General features: G+C 45.1%; 20 protein-coding genes. 11 read left to right on the top strand and 9 right to left on the bottom strand.

Going from position 1 to position 23,500, the window contains the following annotated elements; translation table 11 throughout:
* Positions 1–6: 6 nt before the first annotated feature.
* The 3 genes from DWW23_RS17055 to DWW23_RS17045 all read left to right on the top strand — a co-directional run bounded on the left by DWW23_RS17055 (position 7) and on the right by DWW23_RS17045 (position 1,596).
* Complete coding sequence (locus DWW23_RS17055; RefSeq protein WP_122354473.1) at positions 7–729, top strand: LytTR family DNA-binding domain-containing protein; 723 nt, start codon at positions 7–9, stop codon at positions 727–729.
* A gap of 61 nt (positions 730–790) precedes the next feature.
* A complete protein-coding gene (locus DWW23_RS17050; protein WP_122354472.1) occupies positions 791–1,174 on the top strand; it encodes a DUF3859 domain-containing protein in 384 nt (127 codons plus the stop codon).
* A gap of 32 nt (positions 1,175–1,206) precedes the next feature.
* A complete protein-coding gene (locus DWW23_RS17045; RefSeq protein WP_122354471.1) occupies positions 1,207–1,596 on the top strand; it encodes a GtrA family protein in 390 nt (129 codons plus the stop codon).
* Between the two features lie 3 nt (positions 1,597–1,599).
* On the opposite strand, the gene DWW23_RS17040 is transcribed toward DWW23_RS17045, so the two are convergent.
* Both DWW23_RS17040 and DWW23_RS17035 read right to left on the bottom strand, forming a co-directional pair.
* Complete coding sequence (locus DWW23_RS17040; protein WP_122354470.1) at positions 1,600–3,252, bottom strand: amino acid permease; 1,653 nt, start codon at positions 3,250–3,252, stop codon at positions 1,600–1,602.
* A 112-nt stretch (positions 3,253–3,364) separates the two neighbouring features.
* Positions 3,365–4,090 carry an SDR family oxidoreductase gene (locus DWW23_RS17035; protein ID WP_122354469.1) on the bottom strand — a complete coding sequence of 242 codons (726 nt, stop codon included), beginning with the start codon at positions 4,088–4,090 and terminating at the stop codon, positions 3,365–3,367.
* Between the two features lie 192 nt (positions 4,091–4,282).
* On the opposite strand from DWW23_RS17035, the gene DWW23_RS17030 reads away from it, so the two are divergent.
* A complete protein-coding gene (locus DWW23_RS17030) occupies positions 4,283–5,200 on the top strand; it encodes a ThuA domain-containing protein (protein WP_122354468.1) in 918 nt (305 codons plus the stop codon).
* Between the two features lie 147 nt (positions 5,201–5,347).
* Here the strand turns inward: DWW23_RS17030 and DWW23_RS17025 are convergent, their stop codons facing one another.
* From DWW23_RS17025 to recJ, 4 genes are all read right to left on the bottom strand, one after another.
* Positions 5,348–6,610, bottom strand: a complete 1,263-nt coding sequence (locus DWW23_RS17025; protein ID WP_122354467.1) for an ABC transporter permease — start codon at positions 6,608–6,610, stop codon at positions 5,348–5,350.
* A gap of 8 nt (positions 6,611–6,618) precedes the next feature.
* Positions 6,619–7,920: an ABC transporter permease gene (locus tag DWW23_RS17020; RefSeq protein ID WP_122354466.1), complete on the bottom strand. Its 1,302-nt coding sequence runs from the start codon at positions 7,918–7,920 to the stop codon at positions 6,619–6,621.
* 67 nt (positions 7,921–7,987) lie between these two features.
* Positions 7,988–9,943 carry an ATP-dependent DNA helicase RecQ gene (locus DWW23_RS17015; RefSeq protein ID WP_122354465.1) on the bottom strand — a complete coding sequence of 652 codons (1,956 nt, stop codon included), beginning with the start codon at positions 9,941–9,943 and terminating at the stop codon, positions 7,988–7,990.
* Positions 9,944–9,952: 9 nt separating this feature from the next.
* Entirely contained in the window at positions 9,953–11,677 is a 1,725-nt protein-coding gene (gene recJ / locus DWW23_RS17010) for a single-stranded-DNA-specific exonuclease RecJ (protein WP_122354464.1), read from the bottom strand.
* A gap of 328 nt (positions 11,678–12,005) precedes the next feature.
* On the opposite strand from recJ, the gene DWW23_RS17005 reads away from it, so the two are divergent.
* The 5 genes from DWW23_RS17005 to DWW23_RS16985 are packed head-to-tail and all read left to right on the top strand — an operon-like array spanning position 12,006 to position 17,107.
* Complete coding sequence (locus DWW23_RS17005; RefSeq protein ID WP_122354463.1) at positions 12,006–12,566, top strand: L-threonylcarbamoyladenylate synthase; 561 nt, start codon at positions 12,006–12,008, stop codon at positions 12,564–12,566.
* 2 nt (positions 12,567–12,568) lie between these two features.
* Positions 12,569–13,969, top strand: coding sequence for a sugar transferase (locus DWW23_RS17000; protein ID WP_122354462.1), 1,401 nt, complete (start codon positions 12,569–12,571; stop codon positions 13,967–13,969).
* Position 13,970: 1 nt separating this feature from the next.
* A complete protein-coding gene (locus tag DWW23_RS16995; protein ID WP_122354461.1) occupies positions 13,971–15,755 on the top strand; it encodes a chloride channel protein in 1,785 nt (594 codons plus the stop codon).
* Positions 15,756–15,758: 3 nt separating this feature from the next.
* Entirely contained in the window at positions 15,759–16,733 is a 975-nt protein-coding gene (fmt, locus tag DWW23_RS16990; protein WP_122354460.1) for a methionyl-tRNA formyltransferase, read from the top strand.
* A gap of 2 nt (positions 16,734–16,735) precedes the next feature.
* Positions 16,736–17,107, top strand: a complete 372-nt coding sequence (locus DWW23_RS16985; protein WP_122354522.1) for a YbaN family protein — start codon at positions 16,736–16,738, stop codon at positions 17,105–17,107.
* Between the two features lie 82 nt (positions 17,108–17,189).
* Here DWW23_RS16985 and DWW23_RS16980 read toward each other — a convergent pair whose 3' ends face one another.
* On the bottom strand, positions 17,190–18,008 hold the full coding sequence (locus DWW23_RS16980; RefSeq protein WP_122354459.1) for an AraC family transcriptional regulator: 819 nt from the start codon (positions 18,006–18,008) through the stop codon (positions 17,190–17,192).
* Between the two features lie 108 nt (positions 18,009–18,116).
* On the opposite strand from DWW23_RS16980, the gene DWW23_RS16975 reads away from it, so the two are divergent.
* Positions 18,117–19,124, top strand: coding sequence for an alpha-L-fucosidase (locus DWW23_RS16975; RefSeq protein WP_147382626.1), 1,008 nt, complete (start codon positions 18,117–18,119; stop codon positions 19,122–19,124).
* A 15-nt stretch (positions 19,125–19,139) separates the two neighbouring features.
* Positions 19,140–20,666: an alpha-L-fucosidase gene (locus DWW23_RS16970; RefSeq protein ID WP_199664154.1), complete on the top strand. Its 1,527-nt coding sequence runs from the start codon at positions 19,140–19,142 to the stop codon at positions 20,664–20,666.
* A gap of 69 nt (positions 20,667–20,735) precedes the next feature.
* Here the strand turns inward: DWW23_RS16970 and DWW23_RS16965 are convergent, their stop codons facing one another.
* Positions 20,736–21,278 (bottom strand): flavodoxin, encoded by a 543-nt coding sequence (locus DWW23_RS16965; protein ID WP_122354457.1) that lies wholly within the window; start codon positions 21,276–21,278, stop codon positions 20,736–20,738.
* A 190-nt stretch (positions 21,279–21,468) separates the two neighbouring features.
* Positions 21,469–23,499 (bottom strand): thiamine pyrophosphate-dependent enzyme, encoded by a 2,031-nt coding sequence (locus DWW23_RS16960; RefSeq protein WP_122354456.1) that lies wholly within the window; start codon positions 23,497–23,499, stop codon positions 21,469–21,471.
* Position 23,500: the final 1 nt, after the last annotated feature.

Raw genomic sequence — 23,500 nt, 5'->3', positions numbered from 1 at the left:
TATTATATGAATTGTATCATTGTAGATGATGAACCATTGGGTCGCAAGGCCATCCAACTGTTGGTACAGGATACACCGGCGTTGTCTTTGTGCGGGAGTTTCGGGGATGCTGTTTCTGCGGGTAAGTTTATGCAGGCGAGCCCGGTCGACCTAGTCTTTCTCGATATCAAGATGCCCGGCGTGAACGGCTTGGAGTTTGCCCGAACAATCCCGTCTGAAACACTCGTGATCTTCATTACCGCCTATGCGGAATATGCCCTCGACAGTTATGAAGTGGATGCGATCGACTATTTGGTGAAGCCGATCGAGATCGAACGTTTCAAACGGGCAGTACAGAAAGCCCATGCCTATCATTCTTTATTGAAAACGGACAACAGCAAAAACCAGGTGGAATCGGTCTCTGCCGATTATATCTTTGTGAAAGCGGAGCGGCGTTATTTCAGGATACAACTGAAAAATATCCTGTTCATCGAAGGTCTGAAAGATTATGTCGTGATACAGACACCCGAACAGCGGATCGTGACGAAAATGAATCTGAAGTCGATCCATGAGATGCTCCCGAAGGATGTTTTTCTACGGACAAACAAGTCGTATATCGTTAATTCCGACCATATTGATTCGTTTGATAATAATGACGTGTTCATCGGAAAGTATGAAATTTCGATAGGCAACAGTTACCGGGATGCCTTTTTCGAGAAGTTTTTTATGAAGAATAATTCCGCGGATTAGGCTTCGTTCTCTTTAAAATCACGTATATTTGTGGTGGAAAAATGAATAAAATTAACGTAAGATGCCTAAAATAGCTCCTGTCTTCTCCATTAAGAGTTATGGATTATACACAGCCTGGGATCGTGGATCGAAGGATTTACCTAAGATTATCAAACACACTTTGGATATTCCGGCAGAGCTTGGTGTCGAGTTTGGTTTTATTCTTTCTGTGAAAAAGGGTAAAGGTGAAATACTGGAATATTGTATAGATCATCCGCCTTTTTGTGATGAAGATGGGAAGGTGATGCCCCCGTTTGTGGGTACTTATTTTGTGAACAGTAACGATTTCGAGTTTTTTCTGGGAGATACGATCTGGGAACCTGCCGATGATAAACGGGGGACCTGGACGCTTGTGGTCAGTTATAAGGGGAAGGAAGTAGCTCGTAAATGTTTTAATATATTCTGATAGATGGCTGAACTGGCCTGTGGGAAATTGATATGAAAGAATCGGTACGGATATTTCGTTTTATCATTGTGGGGACACTGAATGCACTTATTACCGCCTTGGTTATCTGGGTGCTGATGAGTGGTATCGGCTGTAATTACTTATGGTCGAACATTGCCGGATATGTAGCTGCATTGATCAATAACTTTTGCTGGAGTAAGTACTGGATATTCTCTTCCCGTAGCGGAAAGTTCGAGCGGGAGATTCCTCTTTTCCTCGTTGCTTTCGGATGTGCCTATGGCCTTCAGTTCCTGTCTCTGCTGTTGATGGTAGAGATCGGAGACATGAATGAATACCTGGCACAATTCCTGGGCATGTTTGTTTACGGAGCCGTCAATTTCACGATGAACAGACGGCTTACCTTTAGAAAAAAAGAGAAATAAGTCTTACGCTTGTGTCGTCCCTTTCCATATCCTGATCATATAGAATGGCAAATGGGTAAAAGCAAAGACAAATGAAATGATCAGCAAAACCTTGCTTTCATTCCAACCGACGGTCTGCTGATGCCATAACCCGGTAATCACGCATAATACCGACAATGTTATCCCAATCATATTAAGTGACAGATTCCCTTTACGATGCTGTTGCATATATTCCAGTTTGCTATGCTTGATACCGTAGCAAGCATAGATGTCAAGTCCGATAAGCATCCATAACACCAAACGTATCCAGGTATCGGCAGGCAGGAAAAGCATCATACAAAGACAGGTGACGATACCCGCTACCGGCACGAACGGTACGAGCGGTGTCTTGAAAGCCCGCTGCACATCCGGCATCGTCTTTCTTACCACTAATACACCGGCACAAACCAAAGTAAAAGCGAACAATGTTCCGATACTTGTCATTTCTCCAGCAACCTGTGCAGGAACGAATGCGGCAAGCAATCCGACCAGCAGCATAAACAGAAAATTACTGCGTGCCGGAGTGCGGAATTTTTCATTGATATGCGAGAAGAACGGAGGTAACAACCCGTCGCGGCTCATACTCAGGAATACACGGCTTTGCCCCAATAACGTAACCATGATAACCGAACAGTAACCGAACAGGATAGCCAGTACGATCGCCTTATTCAACCACGGATAATCCGGCTGTATCACTCCGGCAGCGTCCGCATGTCCCATGTGAGAGATCGCTACGGCAACAGGTGCGATACCTTCCTGCCCGCTGAACTGGCTGTAGTGCGCCACTCCGGTCATCACATGTGCAAAGAGCATGTAAAGGATCGTACAGACCAGTAACGAAACAAGAATACCGATAGGCATATCCCGTTTCGGATTTTTAGCTTCCTGTGCAGCAGTCGATACGGCATCGAAGCCGAGGAAGGCAAAGAATACGATAGCAGCTCCACGCAGAACTCCTGAAAATCCATATTCTCCCAAAGTGCCGGTATTGGCCGGAATATAAGGAACGTAATTGTCTGTCTGAATATACTTCCATCCTAAAGCGACAAAGACCAACACGACCGATACTTTCAGAAATACGATAATCCCATTGAAGATAGAACTTCCTTCCGTTCCCCGGATCAGGAAAATGCTCATCAGGACAACGATCAGGAAAGCCGGGATATTGACAATACCGCCATCCCACGGACAAGCCGTTAAAGCATGCGGCAGATGAATCCCCAGTCCTTCGAGGAATACAACCAGATAGCGGCTCCAACTGATGCTGACCGTTGTGGCCGCTACCGTATATTCTAGTACCAGGTCCCAGCCGATGATCCAGGCGATCAATTCTCCCATAGTGGCATATGAATAGGTGTAGGCACTTCCTGCAACCGGAATCATGGAGGCAAATTCTGCATAGCATAATCCGGCAAAACAGCAGCCTAGAGCAGCTATAGCGAATGATAAGGTGATGGCAGGTCCGGTATATCCGGCAGCAACGGTCCCGGTAATAGAGAATAGCCCGGCTCCGATAATAACCCCAACGCCCAGGGCAACCAGGCTCCAGGGGCCTAGTACACGTTTAAGTGTTTTACTACCCGATTCGTTGGCTTCCGCCTGCAAGGCGGCTAACGGTTTCTTTATAAATAATCCCATTTTTCAATTTGTTTAATAAGAAGATATATCAAAAGTATGTATTAAGAAATGCTCTCCTTCTGTTTTTGATAATTGGCGACAAAGGTAGGGATTACAGGAAAAATATACAAATTCAGTTCTGAATGGACAAACGTTCCCAGATAGACTCGGGGATCATCTTCCAGAAAAAGACGAGGACTACATATCGCCAGTCGATAATAGCACTACGTTTTTTCCGCTGCAAGGCCCGTACTATCCGCCGGGCTACCCGTTCCGGGCGCATCAATAGAGGATATTTATCGTTCTTCAATAGATCTGTTTTGACAAAACCGGGGCGTATGTCGGTGAAATCGATCTGCAGTTTCTCCATCTTTGCCAATTGTGCCAGGGCATCGATATAGGTATTCTGAAAACGTTTGGTAGCAGAATAGGCAGGAGCGGCGCCCAGACCTTTCGTCCCGGCAATAGAGCTGATCACAGCCAGATGCCCTTTGCCTTCTTCCCGGAAATAATTGAAAGCGGCAGTGACCATACGGGTGAAACCGATGGCGTTGGTGTTTACGGTTGCCAGTTCTATCTCCGGATTTAATGCTCTATTCTGACTTCCAATGCCCGTGCTGAGAAGGAATAAGTCCATGCCTCCCAACTTTACGATCAATTGACGGAGCTTGTCCACAGCGTCGGCCCGGGTCACATCAAGTTCTTGTATTTCTATCTGTTCGGGTGCCTGTTCTTTAAATTTCTCAAGCAGTTCCAAACGACGGCCTGCCACTCCGACACGCCAACCCAGCTGACGGTATATCTTTGCCACTTCATAACCGATACCGGAAGTTGCCCCGATGATCACAATCCTTTTCACGATTTCTTTTATTTAAATAATAGATAGACAAATGTAACTAAAACTTTATTAATTCAAAGTCATTCTTTATTTATAGCAGGGGATTATCCTGTTGAAAGAATAAATACATTCGTTATCAGTAACTATTACTTATTGGCATTAATACAATAATTACTATATTTGTGTTCTAAATCTTTAAACCATTTTTATACCATGAAACATTTATTCTTAGGAAAGTTATTGGTTGTGTTGCTCTCCTTTTTCTGTGTTTGTTCAGTGTCTGCACGCAAACCAATCAAAACGTTGCTGATCACCGGGCAGAACAATCATAACTGGCAGGTGAGCCATGTCGTGTTAAAACAGATACTGGAAAACTCCGGTCGTTTCTCCGTTGATTTTGCTGTGTCGCCTTCTCAAGGGAAGGACATGTCGGGGTTTGTACTGGATTTTACCCCGTACGAATTGGTCGTGCTGGATTATAACGGCGATTCATGGCCGGAAGAAACAAACAAGCGTTTTCTGGAATTTGTACAGAACGGCGGAGGAGTGGTTGTTTACCATGCAGCAGATAATGCTTTCTCCAAATGGCCGGAATTTAATAAGATCTGTGCCCTGGGCGGATGGGAAGGACGCAATGAAGATTCCGGTCCCTATGTCTACTGGCAGGATGGAAAGCTGATCAAAGACAGTTCGGCGGGTCCCGGCGGTTCGCATGGCCGTCAGCATGAATATGTATTGAACGGACGTAATAAAGAGAATCCTATAATGAAGGGATTACCGTTAAAATGGCGTCATACACAAGATGAATTGTACGACCGTATGCGTGGTCCCGGTAATATAGGCGATTTGCTTTATACGGCTTATTCCGATAAGGAAACAGGTGGTTCGGGACGTGAGGAACCGTTGATCTTTACCGTCGATTATGGAAATGCCCGTATCTTCCATACGATGCTCGGACATGCCGGTGCTACTGTAGAAGATAATACCGCTATGCAATGCACAGGTTTTCAGGTCTTGTTACTACGGGGGGCTGAATGGGCAGCAACAGGAAAAGTGACCCAGAAAGTCCCGAAAGATTTCCCGACTGAAACGCAATGCAGTTACCGGAAAGATTATAAAGAAAAGAAATAAGATAGATACCCTACTGTAGAGCTTTGTGTCGGTGCTTGTTCAAACTGCCGATGTTTTTCGGAAAATCTGCCGACGTTTTTTATAAAACCTGCCGACCGTCATCGTTAAGGTAAACGATGGTGACCGGCAGGTAAAATATCTTATCCTTTATTCGCTCCGTAGCGTATCCGCCGGAGCTATTCTTGACGACAGGTAGGCCGGATACCAGGCTCCCAGTGTGATAAAGACGACCATGATGAGATAGGTTGATATCAGACTGGCAAAGATGCGGAAGAAAGTGACCGGCATGATATTCGTACCGATAAACTCCATCTTTGCTATATTGATGCAGATGATGGCAGCCGGAATACCCACCAGGCTTACTAACAGCCATCCTTCGCCGATCATCATTTGTAATATCTGACGACGTGTGGAACCGATCGCTATACGCAAACCTATTTCCGGCTTTCTGTATTCGTTGCGGAACCAGAACGTTCCGATGATCCCCAGGAATATATTAAAGATAAGGAATGCCATAAATGCTATCCGGTACCGAATGGCATCAGTAACCCCATTGGTCAGATAGAGCGTATCTCTCAAATCTTCAAACGATGAAACCTTGTATAATACGAAATTCCCGGTATTCAGTTGTTCCCGCATATCCTTTTGGAAGTTCTCGATGAAATTATGCTTGTTCAATCCCGGTTTAACCCGTATGCTTATCTCCAGGTCTGCCAGTGCCATTTCTCCCCAGTCGACAATATCGGAGTTTGATAATAAGAAGTAATTGGCTCTTTCTTCCCGGCTGTAGTCATCTCGTTTTACTGCTCCGCAGACGCCTCCTATCTGGTAATATTCGTCGTTTCCTCCGCATAAAACAGACTTGCCTTTAGGATTTTGTTCTTTTGGAAATACTTTTTCTGCCATCAAACGGGATATGACGATGCTCTTTTCTGTCAGGGCATCTTTCAGGGAAGATGGTTCCCCTCCGTTCAAAGGTTCGATGCGGAATACTTCGAAATAAGATGGGGTGACTTGCAGGTATTGACAGTTCTTTAAACTTGTCGTGTCTGGCCCCATCGGTAAATTTCTGTAGCTCGGACAGTAAGGAACACTCATATTCCCCAGGCAGACGGCTTCTACCTGGGGATATTGCCGGATACGTTCGATAATGGAAAGATACTGTTCGGCAGCAATCTGTTCTCCTTCTTCATAATGAATGTATTTCGGACTGCTTGCCGGAACTGTTGCAAGTTGTACCTGATATGTATCTTCGATATGGTAGGCATTCTCAATGGATGCTGTATATCCGATTGTAATGAAGTAATCCATGATATACCATAGTAACATGAATACCAGGAATAATTCGGCAGCGATCCAGGCGTTTTGCCTGCGCTGTTTCCATATTAGTTTAAAAAGGTGCTGTATCATGGTTCTGTTTATTTATCGTTTATAGCATCAACAATCGGTCGTCTGAGTGCACGCCAGGCCGGGACAAGGGCCGACATCAGGTTTAAGACCAGGCAGAAGATCAATGTGTATCCGAAAATAGCCGGATTGATCAACATGCCGGGAGAAAGGTCGATAGAAGCGGTCAGCGAGCTGCCGTCCCAGTTATAATTGCCGAGCAACCATCCTTTCAATAAATAGATCAGGCTATAAGATCCCAATAACCCTGCCAGTCCTCCCAGGAAAGTAAGCAGCAGGTTCTCATATAATATCTGCATAAGTAATGTTCTGTTTTCAGCTCCGAAAGCCTTACGGATACCCAGTTCTTCCATGCGCTTTTTCATCCGTGAGGCAGTCATGCCCGTCAGGTTAATGGAGGGCACTAACAACAACAGAAGTATGATCAGTATGATTTGCAGGTAGATCTTCAATAATTCCGGACTGTTAAAGGAGTCTCCTTCACTCATCCAGGCATGGAATACGGTATCCGGCTGATTGTTTAAAACAAAGTCGTATTGAACCGTAGTGGTATTGTAACGGCGGCAAAGTTCTTTGGCTTCCTGCCGGATGGCATCGAAGTCACCGGGCTTTTTTGCCAGTATGCAAACTTTCATATGTCCCAATATATAATCGCACCAACTACCTCCCTGAATTTGTAAAGGTCGGGTAGTAAAAGGTATCCACATCTCAGCGTAACTGTATTTTGCGATGGAGGGTATGTCTTTTACTACGCCGGAGACTATATATTCTTCAAAGTTCAGCATAAATGTTTTCCCTGCCGCGTCGGAGGTGTTGAACAGTCTGCGTGCAAGTGATTCATTCAACACTGCCTTTTTAATTCCGGAGATGAACTCTTCTTCCGTGTAGGGTGTCCCTGACAAGAAGCTAAACTGGAAAACTTTCCAGAAAGCAGCATCCGTACCCATAACAAGTCCGTTGTAAACATCATTGTTTCCTTGTACCTGTATGAATTCACTTTGTTCGCCTATAGGAAGAATGGCGGTGACAGCTTCCGGTGTCTGCATCCGGTAAAAGCATTCTTTAATGGTCGGGTAAGACAGTTTGCTGCTTCCGTATCCCTGGCCTTTTTTATTATTTACTTTTCCGTGCTGTACGATCATCATCCGGTCACGATTGGTTTCCGGGGCAATATCGGCTGTGCGGAAATAATATAAAATAGCCAGTACCATGACCATTGTAATGGCCAGGCCGGTACCGGTTATATAAACGATGCTGAAGAACTTGTTTTGCCTTAGCATCTGCATTGCCTGCCTGAAATAGACTTTATACATAAAAGACTTTGTTATTATTGTTCTCGATCCATAATAGCAAAGTTTGTGCCATAAAGATAAAAGCTTGTTATTCAGCTTCAGGCTGTGCTTCGTAGTGTTCGTTATCGGACAGAGTGTTCATTTTCGTAAGGCTTAATATACCGTCTTCCAGCGAAAAACGATCATCATGGTCAGCCAGGAAACGAATTACGGTTATAATCTTGTCAGAAGGAAAAGAGATGTTTTCCATCAACTTTTTGGCTTCTGCCGGGCCGTCAGCCAAAGCTTCCAGTAAGGCATCACGAATGGCATTGAATGTATGATTGTTCAGGCCGGAATCGTTTTTAGCCAGGCAGACATCGCAACAACCGCAATCAGAAGGGTCCTCTTCACCGAAGTAGGAGATCAGCATCCGGCTCCGGCAGATCCGGTTTTCATTGATATACGCCATAACCCGGCTGATACGGCTCTCAAAACGTTCCTTTCGCTCTTCATAAGCCGACCGGGGGATGGAGAGGTATTTGACCTCTTCACGGGTCCGGGTATAAATGATTAGCGGCGTTTTCTTGTGCGGGATATAATTTACGATCCTGTATTTGGATAGTCCGACCAGTACATCGTAAATATCCTGTTGACTCAATCCGGTACGCGTAGAGATCAGTCCCTCATTGATATAGACATAATCAGAAAATAGCCCGGTATAGGAACGGAGGATACATTGTATTACTTCGTCCGTTTTCTTATCCTGATGCAGATATCTGTAAAGCTCGTCACGTGTAGCCGTAAATACAAGGCGCGAAGCATTCTCCTGTTCTTCCGTGTATTCTATATAACCGGCCAGTTCCAGTATTTTTAAAGCATGGTGTGCCTGTAAATGCGAGAACTTATAAGCCGTGCAGAAATCGACGAGCGAGAAGTCGTGTACCGTATCCAGTCCGAAGCCCATCGCTATCTGGTAATAATTACCTAAAGCATCATAGACCCGGCTTATAAAATCCCTGTCGGGGAACTCGTCGGCCAGCCGTTTCTTTAGTTTCGTACAATCTATATTAGAACATAATGCGACTGCATAAGCCCTTTGTTCATCCCGTCCGGCGCGTCCCGCTTCCTGGTAATATTCCTCCAGCGATCCGGGCATATCCAGATGGACTACCAGGCGTACGTCCGGTTTATCGATACCCATACCGAATGCGTTTGTCGATACGATTACCCGGCATTCATTGTTTTTCCAACGGCTTTGACGCAGGTTCTTTTCATCCCGGTTGAGTCCGGCATGGAAGAAGTCTGCCGAAATACCTGCTTGTTGGAGCATGACTGCCACTTCTTTGGTCCGTTTCCGGTTACGCACATAAACGATTGCCGTTCCGGGCACTTTCCCCAGAATGTAAATCAGAGAGTTCAACTTATCCTCTGTCTGCCGTACGATGTATGATAGATTTTTACGCACGAAACTTTTTCGGAATACATTCTTTTCTTTAAAATGCAGCCGTTCCTGAATGTCGTTAACTACCTCCGGAGTTGCTGTTGCTGTCAGGGCTAGTACCGGTACTCCGGGAAGTTCTTCACGAATATCGGCAATACTCAGGTAGGAGGGACGGAAGTCATATCCCCATTGTGAGATACAATGACTTTCGTCGATGACCAACAGGTTGACATTCATCGCCTGAAGTTTACTTTTGAATATATCGGTACCTAACCGTTCGGGAGAGACATACAGGAACTTATAATCGCCGAAGATACAATTCTCCAGTTGGGCGATAATCTCCTGTCGCGTCATTCCCGAATAAACGGCAGTCGCTTTGATCCCCAGCCTGCGAAGATTGTCGACCTGGTCTTTCATCAGGGCGATCAAAGGAGTCACGACAATGCATATCCCTTCCATGACCAATGCCGGCACCTGGAAGGTAATCGACTTACCTCCACCTGTCGGCATGAGTCCAAGGGTATCCTTTCCCTCGCAAACGGAGTGAATAATATCTTCCTGTAAAGGACGAAAAGCAGGGTATCCCCAATACTTCTCTAATATCTTATGGTAGACGTCCACCGGTTTCCTTCATATGTCATCGACCTTTATGTCTTTAACCATGAGTTGTAAGGTCGTGTTACCGTTATACGTATTTTCCTCGATCGTGTAGCAGATATTGAAAGGCTTCATTCCTTTAATATGGGTACTGTGTTGATGCATTCCGAAAGCGATACCGTGGATCGGTGTGTTCGACTTGTCGTCTATCAGTTCCAGTTTGATGTGCTCCAGTTCCTTTCCGACCAGTTTGCTTGTTCCGTAATCTTTCACGTTCAGCGAGCAAAACACCGGTTTCTGGTTGTCCGGACCGAAAGGATTCATTTTCTTTAGTTCACTCATAAACTTGGTATTGATATCTTTCAGGTCCAGTACCGCATCGATATCGATTTGCGGTGTCATCTGTTCCGGAATGATTTCATCGGCAGCCAGTTTCAGGAAACGTTCGGTAAAGGCATCCAGGTTTTCCTCTTTCAGGGAAAGACCGGCGGCGTATGTGTGTCCTCCGAAATTCTCCAGCAGGTCACGGCAATTCTCAATAGCCTTGTAGATATCGAAACCCGTAACCGAACGGGCGGAACCGGTGATCAGTTCGGATGATTTGGTCAGAACGACTGCCGGGCGGTAGTATTTTTCCGTCAGGCGGGAAGCGACGATACCGATCACGCCTTTATGCCAACCGCGATTATAAACGACGATTGCCTTCCGGTCTTCCATATTGGCGAAATCATCGATGATAGCATTCGCTTCGTCGGTAATCTTTTTATCCAGTTCCCGGCGTTCGTCATTGTATTGATTGATGTTTTCGCTCTTTTCACGGGCCGATTCCACATCTTTCGCCAGTAACAGGTCTACAGCTTCCTTTCCGTTCATCATGCGTCCGGATGCGTTGATACGTGGGCCGATCTTGAAAACGATGTCGCTGATCGTTATATCTTTTCCGGTAAGTCCGCAGATATCGATGATACCTTTCAGTCCCAGGCTCGGATTACTGTTCAGTTGCTTTAGTCCGTAATAAGCCAGGATACGATTTTCGCCGGTGATAGGCACGATATCGGAGGCTATGCTGACAGCTGTCAACTCCAGTAGTTTTTCCAGTTCCGAGAAAGGGAAATTATTGCTTTTGGCAAAAGCCTGCATGAATTTGAAACCTACGCCGCAACCCGACAGATGATCATACGGATAGATCGAATCCACCCGTTTTGCATCCAGCACAGCCACAGCATCCGGCAGTGTATCATCTGGCATATGGTGGTCGCAGATGATAAAATCGATACCTTTGCCTTTGGCATATTCAATCTTTTCGATTGCCTTGATTCCGCAATCGAGTGAAATAATTAATGAGACTCCGTTTTCGGAGGCATAATCGATCCCCTTGTAAGAAATGCCGTATCCTTCATCGTAACGGTCCGGGATATAATAATCCAGGGACGAAGAATAGGGTCTTAGATACTTGTACACAAGTGATACGGCTGTTGTACCGTCCACATCATAATCGCCGTAAATCAGAATCTTCTCTTTATTTCCCAATGCCCTGTTCAACCGTTTCACCGCCTTATCCATATCCGGCATAAGGAACGGGTCGTGCAGGTCGTTCAAGCTGGGTTTAAAGAATTTTCTGGCCTCTTCAGCCGTCGTGATCCCTCTCTGAACAAGCAGCAGGCAGATGACCGGGCTGAAGCCGATTTCGGCTGCCAGTGCATCTCTCTTACGTAATTCTTCTTCTGTAGGGGTTTGAAAATTCCATCTGTTAATCATTATATATTGTTTTTTTCTTTTTTCTCTCTTATCACAGATAATGTGTCGATTGAATCACATTATCATCGGGGTTAACTCCCTGTTTCTTTTGAACCCGTAAAGTTAGAAATTAAAATGGAGAATATCGGTGGGTACGATGAAATATTAACAATAAAAAAACTGACTTTCCTTTCAGGATATGAAGAATGGCAGGTTTATGTTTTCTTCCGTAGATTCGTACCGTCTCTGTGATAAACAGAAAGCAGTGAAGGTGATATATAATTATTTTCGGTTTATATCGTTAGTTGGAAAATAAACCTGTATATTTGTCACAATATTTTAAAAAACAATGACGGAAGATATTAAAAAAGCCTGTGAAGTAATGCAGGCGGGAGGGATAATTCTCTATCCGACAGATACAATCTGGGGAATTGGTTGCGATGCGACCAATGAGAAGGCCGTGCAACGTGTGTACGAATTAAAGAAAAGAGCAGACAATAAGGCTATGCTGGTCCTGATGGATAGTTCAGCCAAATTAAATATGTACGTGAACGATATTCCGGATATTGCCTGGGATCTGATCGAAGTGGCAGATAAGCCGCTGACAATCATTTATTCCAATGCGAAGAATCTGGCAAAAAACCTGTTGGCAGATGACGGCAGTGTCGGCATACGTATAACTAATGAAGATTTTTCGCGTCAGTTATGTGAACGCTTCCGTAAACCGTTGGTCTCTACTTCTGCCAATGTGAGCGGAGATCTTTCTCCAGCTAATTTCTCTGAAGTGTCCGAGGTGGTAAAGAATGGCGTCGATTACATCGTTTCTTACCGTCAGGATGATATGAGCAAGGCGCAACCGTCGAACATACTTAAGTTGGGTGCCGGAGGTCTTATTCAGGTGATCAGGTAATAATGAAAAGAAGCAGACAGGCAGCAAAATACATATTATCGGATTTTGTATCGGCAGCGGTCGCCTGGTTTTTATTTAACTGGCTTCGCTATGAAGAGATGGCTGTGTATGAGGGGGCAACCTCTTTTGCTAACTATCTGAGTTATACTCCGGTTATAAAAGGACAGTTGATCATTCCGTTCTTTTGGCTGGCTTTGTATTATTTCTCGGGTTATTACAATAAATGGCTGGCCAAGTCAAGATTAACAGAGTTGTTCTCGACTTTTGTGACAGTGCTGATCGGGGTGGTATTTATTTTCTTTGTGGTGGTGTTGAATGACCTACCGCGTTCTTTCCATGTTTATTATGAACTGTTTTTCTCTCTCTTCGGATTACAGTTTCTGATGACCTATATACCACGTCTGGTAATTACACAAAGTGGCATACGAAAGATAAATAGCCGGAAATGGGCAACGAAAGTTTTGATTATCGGTGCAGGAAAGAGAGCGGCCCATATTGCGGGTGATCTTTATCGGTTGGGATACCATATATCAGGTTTTATCCCCGAAGACGATACGACTCCTGTACTTGTGGAAAAGAATGAGATTGCCGGAGAGTTATCTGATTTGCCGTCGGTCGTAACCGACAAAAAGATCGATGAACTGGTACTGGCTGCTGAAACGGAAGACGACAAAAAGCAACTTACGATCCTGTATTCGCTTTATCATTACAAATTGCCGATCAAGGTGCTGGCAGATAAGTTGAGCATGTTGTCGCAAGTGAAGATAAAGACGATCAGAGGCATCCCGTTGGTGAACGTGACAGAGAATAACCTGTCGTCGGTTGAAAAGAACATTAAGTTTGTGATGGACAAAGTATTGTCTGTATTGGTACTGTTGATACTCTCGCCGATGTATCTTTACATAGCCTGGCGGGTGAAGAAAGATTCACCAGGACCGGTGTTCTTCCGGCAGGAACGGATCGGATATATGGGGAAGCCTTTTTATATCTATAAATTCCGGACAATGTATACCGATGCGGAAGATAACGGCCCTTTGCTTTCATCGGAAAAAGACAAACGGATCACTCCGTTCGGTCATCTTTTAAGGAAATATCGGTTGGATGAGTTCCCCCAGTTCTGGAATGTACTGAAAGGCGATATGTCGATTGTCGGTCCGCGTCCGGAGAGAAAGTATTTTATCGATCAAATCGTGAAAAAAGCGCCTTATTACTATTTGTTGCATAACGTAAAGCCAGGTATTACCTCGTTGGGAATGGTGAAATACGGTTATGCCAATGATGTCGATAAGATGATAGAACGTTTAAGATATGATATATTATATTACGAAAATATGTCGTTAGTGCTGGATATAACAATTTTGATTTATACGGTGAAAACGGTGTTTACAGGTAAAGGTATTTGAAATGGCAAAAGAAGGTTTATTTTACAGGTTCCTGCTCTGGCGGGACAAGCATATAAAAGAAAAGCATTTTATTTTGGTGATCAGTTTTCTGGTCGGGATATGTACGGCTGCGTCCGCAATTATCCTGAAACAGTTAATTCATCTGATACAACATCTTCTTACCGGCAATTTCGATGTGAGCGGAGTGAACTACCTGTATCTGCTTTATCCGGTGATCGGTATATTGCTGGCAGGATTATTCGTAAAATACATCGTACGTGACGATATCAGTCATGGGGTGACAAAGATCCTGTATGCCATTTCGCAGCGTAAGAGCCGCATCAAGCCACATAACACCTGGACTTCCATTGTAGCCAGTTCGGTCACGATCGGTTTCGGTGGATCAGTAGGAGCGGAGGCCCCGATCGTATTGACGGGAGCGGCTATCGGTTCCAATCTGGGGCGTCTGTTCCGTATGGAGCAGAAGACGTTGATGCTGTTGGTCGGTTGTGGAGCAGCCGGTGCGATTGCCGGTATCTTTAAGGCCCCGATCGCGGGATTGGTATTTGTGATCGAGGTGTTATTGCTCGACCTGACCATGACATCGGTGTTGCCTTTGCTGATCTCTTCAGTGACAGCGGCTACGGTTTCCTATATCTTTACAGGTACGGAGGCCATGTTTAAATTCTCGCAGACAGAAGTGTTTGAGATAGAACGTATTCCGTATGTATTGTTACTGGGAGTTTTCTGTGGATTGGTTTCTTTGTATTTTACACGGGTGATGAACCGGGTGGAAGGTATGTACCGTAAACTGGGTGTTTACTGGAAGAAGTTCCTGCTGGGCGGTGTCATGCTGAGCGTACTTATCTTCCTGTTCCCGCCGTTATACGGTGAAGGGTACGATACGATCGGTTCACTGCTGAACGGACAATTTTCCCATATCATGGACAAAAGTTTGTTTTATGACCTGAATGATACTTATTGGGGAATTATCGTGTTTCTGTTCCTGATCCTGCTGACAAAGGTGTTCGCCTCCAGTGCGACTAATGCCGGTGGCGGATGTGGTGGTATTTTTGCACCTAGCTTGTACCTGGGATGTATTTCCGGTTTTCTCTTTGCACATACCTCCAATTACTTTCCGTTCACCATGTATATTTCAGAAAAGAATTTTGCCCTGCTGGGGATGGCCGGAATCATGTCGGGAGTCATGCATGCTCCGCTAACAGGTGTGTTCCTGATTGCGGAACTTACCGGTGGATACGATCTTTTTCTTCCGTTAATGATCGTTTCTATCAGCTCGTATCTGACAATTCTCATGTTTGAACCTCATAGTATCTATTCAATGCGTCTGGCACAAAAGGGCGAATTGCTTACCCATCATAAAGACCGTGCCGTCCTGACTTTATTGAATACGGACAGTGTAATAGAGAAAGACTTTCAGGTCGTTTCACCGGAGATGTCATTGGGTGATATGGTCAAGGTGATTGCAAAGAGCGGACGAAATACATTCCCGGTTGTCGATGAAAAGGGTGTTTTGCTGGGAATTGTATTATTGGATAACATTCGCAACATTATGTTCCGTCCGGAGTTATATAACAGATTTCATGTCTCTAAGTTCATGGTATCGGCTCCGGCAAAGATACAGATCGGGACACCGATGGAACAAATCATGGGTATCTTTGACGATACGAAAGCATGGAACTTGCCGGTAGTGGATGAAGAAGGACGTTATGTCGGCTTTATGTCGAAATCAAAGATATTTAATTCATACCGCGAAGTATTGGTAGAAAACTTTTCAGGAGATTAAAAGATGGAAAAAAAAGAGTTACGGATTGTGTATATGGGCACTCCCGATTTCGCCGTGGAGAGCCTGCGTGCCTTGGTGGAAGGCGGATATAATGTAGTAGGAGTAATCACTATGCCGGATAAACCGGTCGGACGTCATGGAAGTGTCCTGCAGGCAAGTCCGGTGAAAGAATATGCTTTGTCGCAGAATCTTCCCGTGTTACAACCGGAGAAACTGAAAGATGAAGCTTTTCTCGATGCGCTGCGTGCATTGAATGCAGATTTGCAGATCGTGGTAGCTTTCCGTATGTTGCCGGAAGTTGTTTGGGATATGCCTCGTTTCGGCACATTCAATCTGCATGCTTCTTTGCTGCCGCAATACCGCGGGGCGGCTCCGATCAACTGGGCTGTGATTAACGGCGATACGGAAACAGGTGTGACAACTTTTTTCCTGACGCATGAAATAGATACAGGAAAAATCATCCGCCAGAAACATCTGCCGATTGCCGATACGGATGATGTCGATGTCGTACACGATGCTTTGATGGCCATAGGTGCCGGCCTGGTAACAGAAACGGTAGATCTGCTGCTGGAAGGGAAAGTAGATGCCGTTCCCCAGGAAGAGTTCTTTAAGGATGCAGCCGAACTGCGCCCGGCCCCGAAGATATTCAAGGATACCTGCCGGATCAATTGGAACCAGCCGTTGAAGAAGATATATGATTTTATCCGTGGTCTTTCTCCGTATCCTGCAGCATGGACAGAGCTGGTAGCTCCCGATGGAAGCCGTATGGCATTGAAAGTTTATAAGACTGAAAAGCATCCGGCTTCGCACGATCTGGTCACCGGTACGATACATACGGATGCCAAAAGCTATATCGATGTCGCCGTAGAAGATGGTTACATCCGTCTGTTGGCGGTGCAATTAGCGGGTAAAAAACGGATGGAAGTAAAAGACTTCCTGAACGGATTCAAACAAATCGGGGATTATACCGTAGAATAATGATGAAAGGAACCAGACGCATTATCTATATAATACTGGGTTCTTTTTTCCTGATACTGGGAGCAATAGGCATATTCGTTCCGTTGCTCCCGACTACTCCTTTCTGGTTGCTCACTTGTTGGTTTTATATCCGGAGTTCCGAGAAGTTATACAACAGGGTGATGAGCAACCGCCATTTCGGACCTTACATCCGGAATTATATGGTAGATAAGGCAATCCCGTTACGTTCAAAGATCATTTCCGTAGCAGTGATGTGGCTGTCTGCTATTTTTACCTCTCTTTTTCTCGTCGATATTCTTTGGGTGAAGATCCTGCTGATCCTGATCAGTATCGGAGTCAGTTGGCATATCCTGTCATTCCCTACCAAGAAATAAAACATATATGATTCGCTTCTAAAACATAGGTGTTTTGCCTTCAAACCATATATGTTTTCAGAACGGACATCATACCGTTGTTTCAGAATAATAATTCTTTTCTTCTTTTCCTGTATTCACCGGGTGTTATGCCATAATGATTTTTGAACACACGTGAGAAGTAAGCATCGTCATAGAATCCTAACCGGTAAGCGATCTCTTTTATATTATATTCATTGTTGAGCAACAGAGGGAGTGCCGCATTCATCCGTAATAAAGAAATATAGTTTGCCGGAGTCGTCTGCAATGCCTTTGAAAATATCTTATGGAAGTAGTTCGGTGAGATATTACAACAATTGGCCAGTTGCTTTAAGCGAATTGGTTCGGTGAAATGTTCCTTGATATATGAAATGGCCGGTTCTATCGTATGGATAGAATAAATCTCGCGGGGAGAAGTCCATGAATGCTGCTCCAGCAAAGATACGATCATTGCCTGAATACCGGTTTGCATGCGTAATGATTCCAGAAGATATTCTCTGCCGGAGGTATGTGCGGAGGAGATCAGTATTTCTATATGGGGTAATGCCCCGGCAACCATTTCCAATGTATCCGCGAAATTAACGACTAAAGGCATTGCCAGCAGACTATGATGAAGAATTATATCTTTGGGAATAAAATGCAGCCAATGCGTAGAGAACGATTTCCTGCATTGTTGCGATACCAGTTTACTACCGTTAATAAAGTATAGATTTCCGCTTTCCAGTAGAAATTCCTCGTTTTCATCGGTAAGGAACAGTTCTCCGTCTGTGATCTGGTATAGCTTGAAACAGTTATCTATGTCCGAATGCTTTTTATTCCATGAACTGTTGCCTGAATAAGTTCCTCCGGTAAGCACATCGATTGTATGGTTTAAATGGATCATAATGTTATAGTCTGGAATAAGATTCTACAATAATAGCCAAAAATTATACAATGAGTATATAAAACGGATTATTTATTTTTGCCGGTACTAAATTCTAATTCTAACATCATGAAAACAATAGTTGGGAATCTGTATCTCTGGTGTATGATCTTGTCTTTACTGTTCAGTGGTTGTGGCCGGAAGAAAGCCTTGCCCGATTCTGTCCGGGCAAAAGAAGTATCGGAACTCCGTTTCGGTATGTTTATCTGTTGGTCGTACAGTACGTTTTCCGGAAAAGAATGGACGGGCGAACCCCATGATGTCTCATTCTTCAGAGCCACATCCTGCAATACGGACCAGTGGGCCAGGACGGCAAAAGAGGCCGGAATGAATTATATCCTATTTCTGACCAAGCATCACGACGGCTTTTGTCTTTGGGATACACAAACAACCGAACTGAAAGTGACCAATGCTCCGTTAAAGACAGATGTTTTACAACAACTGCGTGCTTCCTGCGATAAATATGGGATCAAACTGGCTCTTTATTTCTCTGAAGGAGACTGGAACTGGCCGGGAGCCGAACGGGGACAAAGTCAGAAAGGCGGAAGTGACCCGGAAATGAAAAAAGCTCAACTGAAAGAATTGCTGACCCGTTATGGTCCGATCGAGTTTATATGGTTCGACCATGCTGTAGGGGACGGAGGTTTATCACATGAGGAAACGACTGAATGGGTACATCAGTTCCAGCCGGATTGTTTTGCTGGTTACAATCATGGTGCTCCTTCGGGACGTTTGAGTTTACGTGAACGAGGATGTGCCGGTCCGTTGGGAGGCGACGACCTGACATGGGTAGAAGATGCCGGAAAGAATGAGAAGTCGTATGATGGCTATCTGGTGGCTGAATTTACTTATCCGCTGTTACCGCCTCATAAAGGGGGAGCAGACTGGTTCTATTCGTTGCCTGAACACGATTCCTTGTGTTATCCGGCAGAAAAGATATATGATGATTATAAGGAAGCAGTCAAATACGGCAATATCTTTTCCCTGAATGTGGGACCGGATTATAATGGTAATATCCGAGAAACAGACCGGAAGGTACTTCAGGAAGTAGGAGAGATGATCAGGAATAACAAATGAACCGGAAATTACTATATGAAGAATTTGAATAACTTATTATTGGGACTTGCTTTCTGTTCTTTATTATCCTGCGGGAACCAACAGAAAGAAATATATGTCACCTCCTGCCTGTTCCCGGAAGGAGTTACGGCGGATGAAAAGGCCCGTTTAGCAGCTCATGTCGTACCTTCCGAACGTCAGCTGGAATGGCAGCAGATGGAGTTTACCTGTTTCATCTGCTATGGTGTAAATACCTTTACCGATGCAGAGTGGGGAACGGGGAAAGAAGATCCGTCTGTCTTCAATCCGACAGAACTCGATGCCAGGCAATGGGCACGGACAGCGAAAGATGCGGGCATGAAAATGATTCTGCTAACCTGCAAGCATCACGATGGTTTCTGTCTATGGCCTTCGGCATATACCGATTTCTCGGTAGCATCTACTCCCTGGAAAGACGGGCAGGGTGACCTGGTTCGTGAAGTAGCTGATGCCTGTAAGGAATACGGCCTGAAGTTTGCCGTTTATCTTTCTCCCTGGGATATGAATCATCCGGATTATGGAACGGAGCAATATAATGATTATTTTGTCAACCAGCTTACAGAGTTGTTGACGCAATATGGCCGTGTTGACGAAGTATGGTTTGACGGAGCCTGTGGTGAAGGGCCGAACGGGAAAAAACAGGAATATGATTTCATGCGTTATTATGAACTGATCCGTCGCTTGCAACCTCAGGCTGTCATTGCTGTTATGGGGCCGGATGTGAGATGGGTAGGAACGGAAAGCGGTTACGGACGTGATACGGAGTGGAGTGTATTGCCGGCAGCAGTATCCAGCCTGACAGCTATTGCGGAGTCGTCCCAGCAAGAAACCGGCAGCGGTACTTTCCTGCCGGAAGGAGATAAGATGGCACAGGATTTGGGAAGCCGTACTTTATTGGCTGACGCCAGGGGAGTGATCTGGTATCCATCCGAAGTAGACGTTTCGATCCGTCCGGGCTGGTATTACCATGCATCGGAAGATACTTCGGTGAAAACACCTCAAAAGTTGATCGATATCTATTACAGTTCGATAGGGAAGAACTCATTGCTGCTATTGAACCTGCCTCCTGACAAACGGGGATTGATCCATGAGAATGACATTTCTTCATTAATGAATATGAAGCGGATACTGGGAAAGACATTTGAAAAAAATCTGTTGGAGAATGCTGTTTCGTCTATCGGTGAAATCGGAGATTTAACTGATGGCAGGCTGGAAACCTATTGGCAAGGTTCCGGAAAAACAAATACGATAGAAATATCCTTTGAAGGGGAAGAGGAGTTCGACCGCCTTCTTTTACAGGAAAATATAACGGAAGGTCAACGGATCGAACGCTTTACACTGGAATGTCAGGTAGGCGATACCTGGCAAATGATAACAGAAGGGACAACTGTCGGATATAAACGGATTCTACGGTTTGCCCCTGTCCGATGCAATAAAGTCCGGATTGTGGTTTCGGAGTCGAGAGATCTTCCTCAGTTATCGGAGATCGGATTCTATAAGGCTTCTGAAGAAGAACAAGAATAATTAAATAATGATCTCCCGGTTGATTGTTCCCGTAAAGAGAACATTCACCGGGAGATTTATTTTATCGGCTCAACAATTAAATTCTTCATCGGAAGAAGGTGCGCCTTTCTCGAACTCTGTCTTTATTTGTTTCACCCATTTCCGTATCCTTTCGTTCGTTTTATCGGATTGGTTTTCTATATCTATCACCAGGCCGAGGAATTGTCCGTTCTCGACGGCTTCGGAACGGCTGAAATGATAACCATCTGTCGATGTTTTACCGATCAGGGTAGCCCCTCGTTCGGTAAATGCTCTTGCCAGAATACCGATTCCATCGGCAAAATTATCCGGATATTTCTTTTGGTCACCCAGTCCGAAGAGGGCGACTTTCTTCCCTTGCAGGTCGAGCGTTGCCAGTTCGGGGAGGGTCTCGTCCCAGTATGTCGGCAGTTCTCCGTCAAACCAAGTGGATGAGCCTGCAATGATATGGTCGTATGCATTAAACTCCTTTTCATCGGAACGTTCTACCGGAATTATATCGACAATATCTTCTCCGAACGCTTCCTTTATCTTTTGGGCAACTGCAGCAGTCTTAGCTGTAGCAGTCCCGTAAAATAATCCTATCTTTTTCATTGCTTGTTTTTATTAATTGTTTCTAATCTTATCAGACCTGAACCCGTAACAAAGGATTGGTTTTGTCCTGACCAAAAGACTCTGCCACTGTATTGGCAGAGTTGTGCCATACCTATGGCAGAGTTATGCCATTACCTTGGCAGAGTCGTGCCATAATAGTGGCATTACCAGACACTGCCTTTCTGTTATCTTAATACTCCAATAGTTCTTTAGCCGCCTTATATATCTTCTCCTCATTGGGAAGGATAGCCTTCTCGAGTATCGGATTGAATCCGACGGGGGTAAAGATCGAACCGACACGCTGTATCGGGGCATCCAGATATTGGAACAACTCGGCACCGATCATACTGGCAATTTCGGCTCCAAAACCGGAGAACACTTTGTCTTCATGTACGATCAGTACTTTACTGGTCTTTTTAACGGATTCAAAAATAGTCTCTTTATCCAACGGAATAAGCGAACGGAGATCGATCACTTCGACATTCCTGTTATGCTCTTTCTGTAACCGTTCGGCAACATTCAGGCAGAGATGAGTGGTATTACCATATGTAATGATACTCATATCGTCGCCTGCCCGGCGGATGCGTGCCTTGCCGAATGGGACTTCAAAATCATCGGGAACGACGGCAGATGCTTCAACTGCATTATATAAAGCTTTCGGTTCGAGAAACAAGGTGAAGCCTTTCGACCGCATGCTCGTCCGGAGTAAACCGGCAGCATCATCGGCAAAAGAAGGATAGACGATCCGTGCACCGGGCAACGTAGTCAGCGCCCCTTCGATAGTCTGGGAGTGATATAAACCTCCTCCGATATAACCTCCGGAAGCCAGACGAAGCGTGATGTTGGGAGTGAACCGTCCGTAGCTTCTCCAGTATTCGTGGGTACATTCCACATACTGTTCTACTGCGGGCCAGAAGTAATCGGCAAATTCGGCCCCTTCTATTACAACATGGATTTTAGGATCGAAGCGGCACATACCATTGGCCGTACCGACGATATAGTCTTCGGCAATCGGGGCATTGAAGACACGGGCATCGCCGAACTCTTGCTGCATTCCTTTTGAGATATTGAAAACGCCGCCTTTCTCTTTGTTGGCAATATCCTGTCCCCAGATGAACGTGTCCGGGTTGTGACGGAATTCTGCTTTCAGTGTTTTGTTGATGGCGGTGACCAATGTTTCTTTTTCTCCGTTTTCATCGTGTATGCCGTTCGTATATTTGGTAGGGATATAAGGCTCGGGCAAAACAAAGTCAGTGACGGTGACAGGATCCGGATCGGGTGCGGCCAATGCTTTCCGGTTGGCTGCGCTCAGGTCTTTCTTTGCTTTGTCTTCTATCTCCTTCAATTCTTCTTCCGTAAATCGTTTGTAACGGAGAAGCATACGGCGGAATTTGTACAAAGGGTCGGCTGCCTTTACATAGTTCAGCTCGTTTTCATCGCGGTATAAAGTATGTTTATCCGAATTGGAATGTGAACCGATACGGACACAGTTTGCCTGTACGATTACCGGTGTACGGTTCAGGGCATATTCTTTTGCTTCCGTCATGGCATTCATGGAGTCGAATACGTCCTTACCGTTACAATGGATAATCCTCAGGTTTTTGAAACCGGAGAAGTTATCAGCCACCTTTCGATTAGCTGTCTGATCCTCCTTCGGAACAGAAATGCCGTACCCGTTGTCCTGAATAACAAAGATAACCGGCAGGCGTTCCGTGCTGGCACCGTTTATCGCTTCATACACGAAACCTTCGGAAGTGGCGGATTCACCGTGGGAAGTGATAGCAACTCCTTTGTGTTTGTAGTAAACCATCGCACGTCCGACACCAGCCGCATGCAGGTCGTGTGTACCTGTTGCGGAAGAGATATTTTCTATATTCCACTCCGTTTTGGCGAAGTGGTTCGACATATGCCGTCCGGCACCAGTCAGGTCGGTCGCCTTAGAGATACCGTTCAGTATAATTTCTTCAGGAGTCATTCCGGCCGATAATACCGTGAGCATGTCCCGGTAATAGGGGAACAGGAAATCTTCTCCCTTTTTGAAAACCTGCCCGATCGCAAGTTGAATCCCGTCATGTCCGGCGTATGGAGCATGATATGACCAACCTAACGATTGTAGCAGGTAGGCAGGGGCCTTTTCGTCGAGAGCCCGGCCAAGTGTCATCAGATAGAACCACTTTTTCAGGGTTTCTTTATCCGTAGTCTTTATATCGTACTTTTTCATG

The sequence above is a fragment of the Parabacteroides sp. AF14-59 genome, assembly GCF_003479515.1.
In the GTDB taxonomy this organism is placed as follows: domain Bacteria; phylum Bacteroidota; class Bacteroidia; order Bacteroidales; family Tannerellaceae; genus Parabacteroides; species Parabacteroides faecis.
This window is presented reverse-complemented; position numbering and strand designations above follow the sequence as displayed.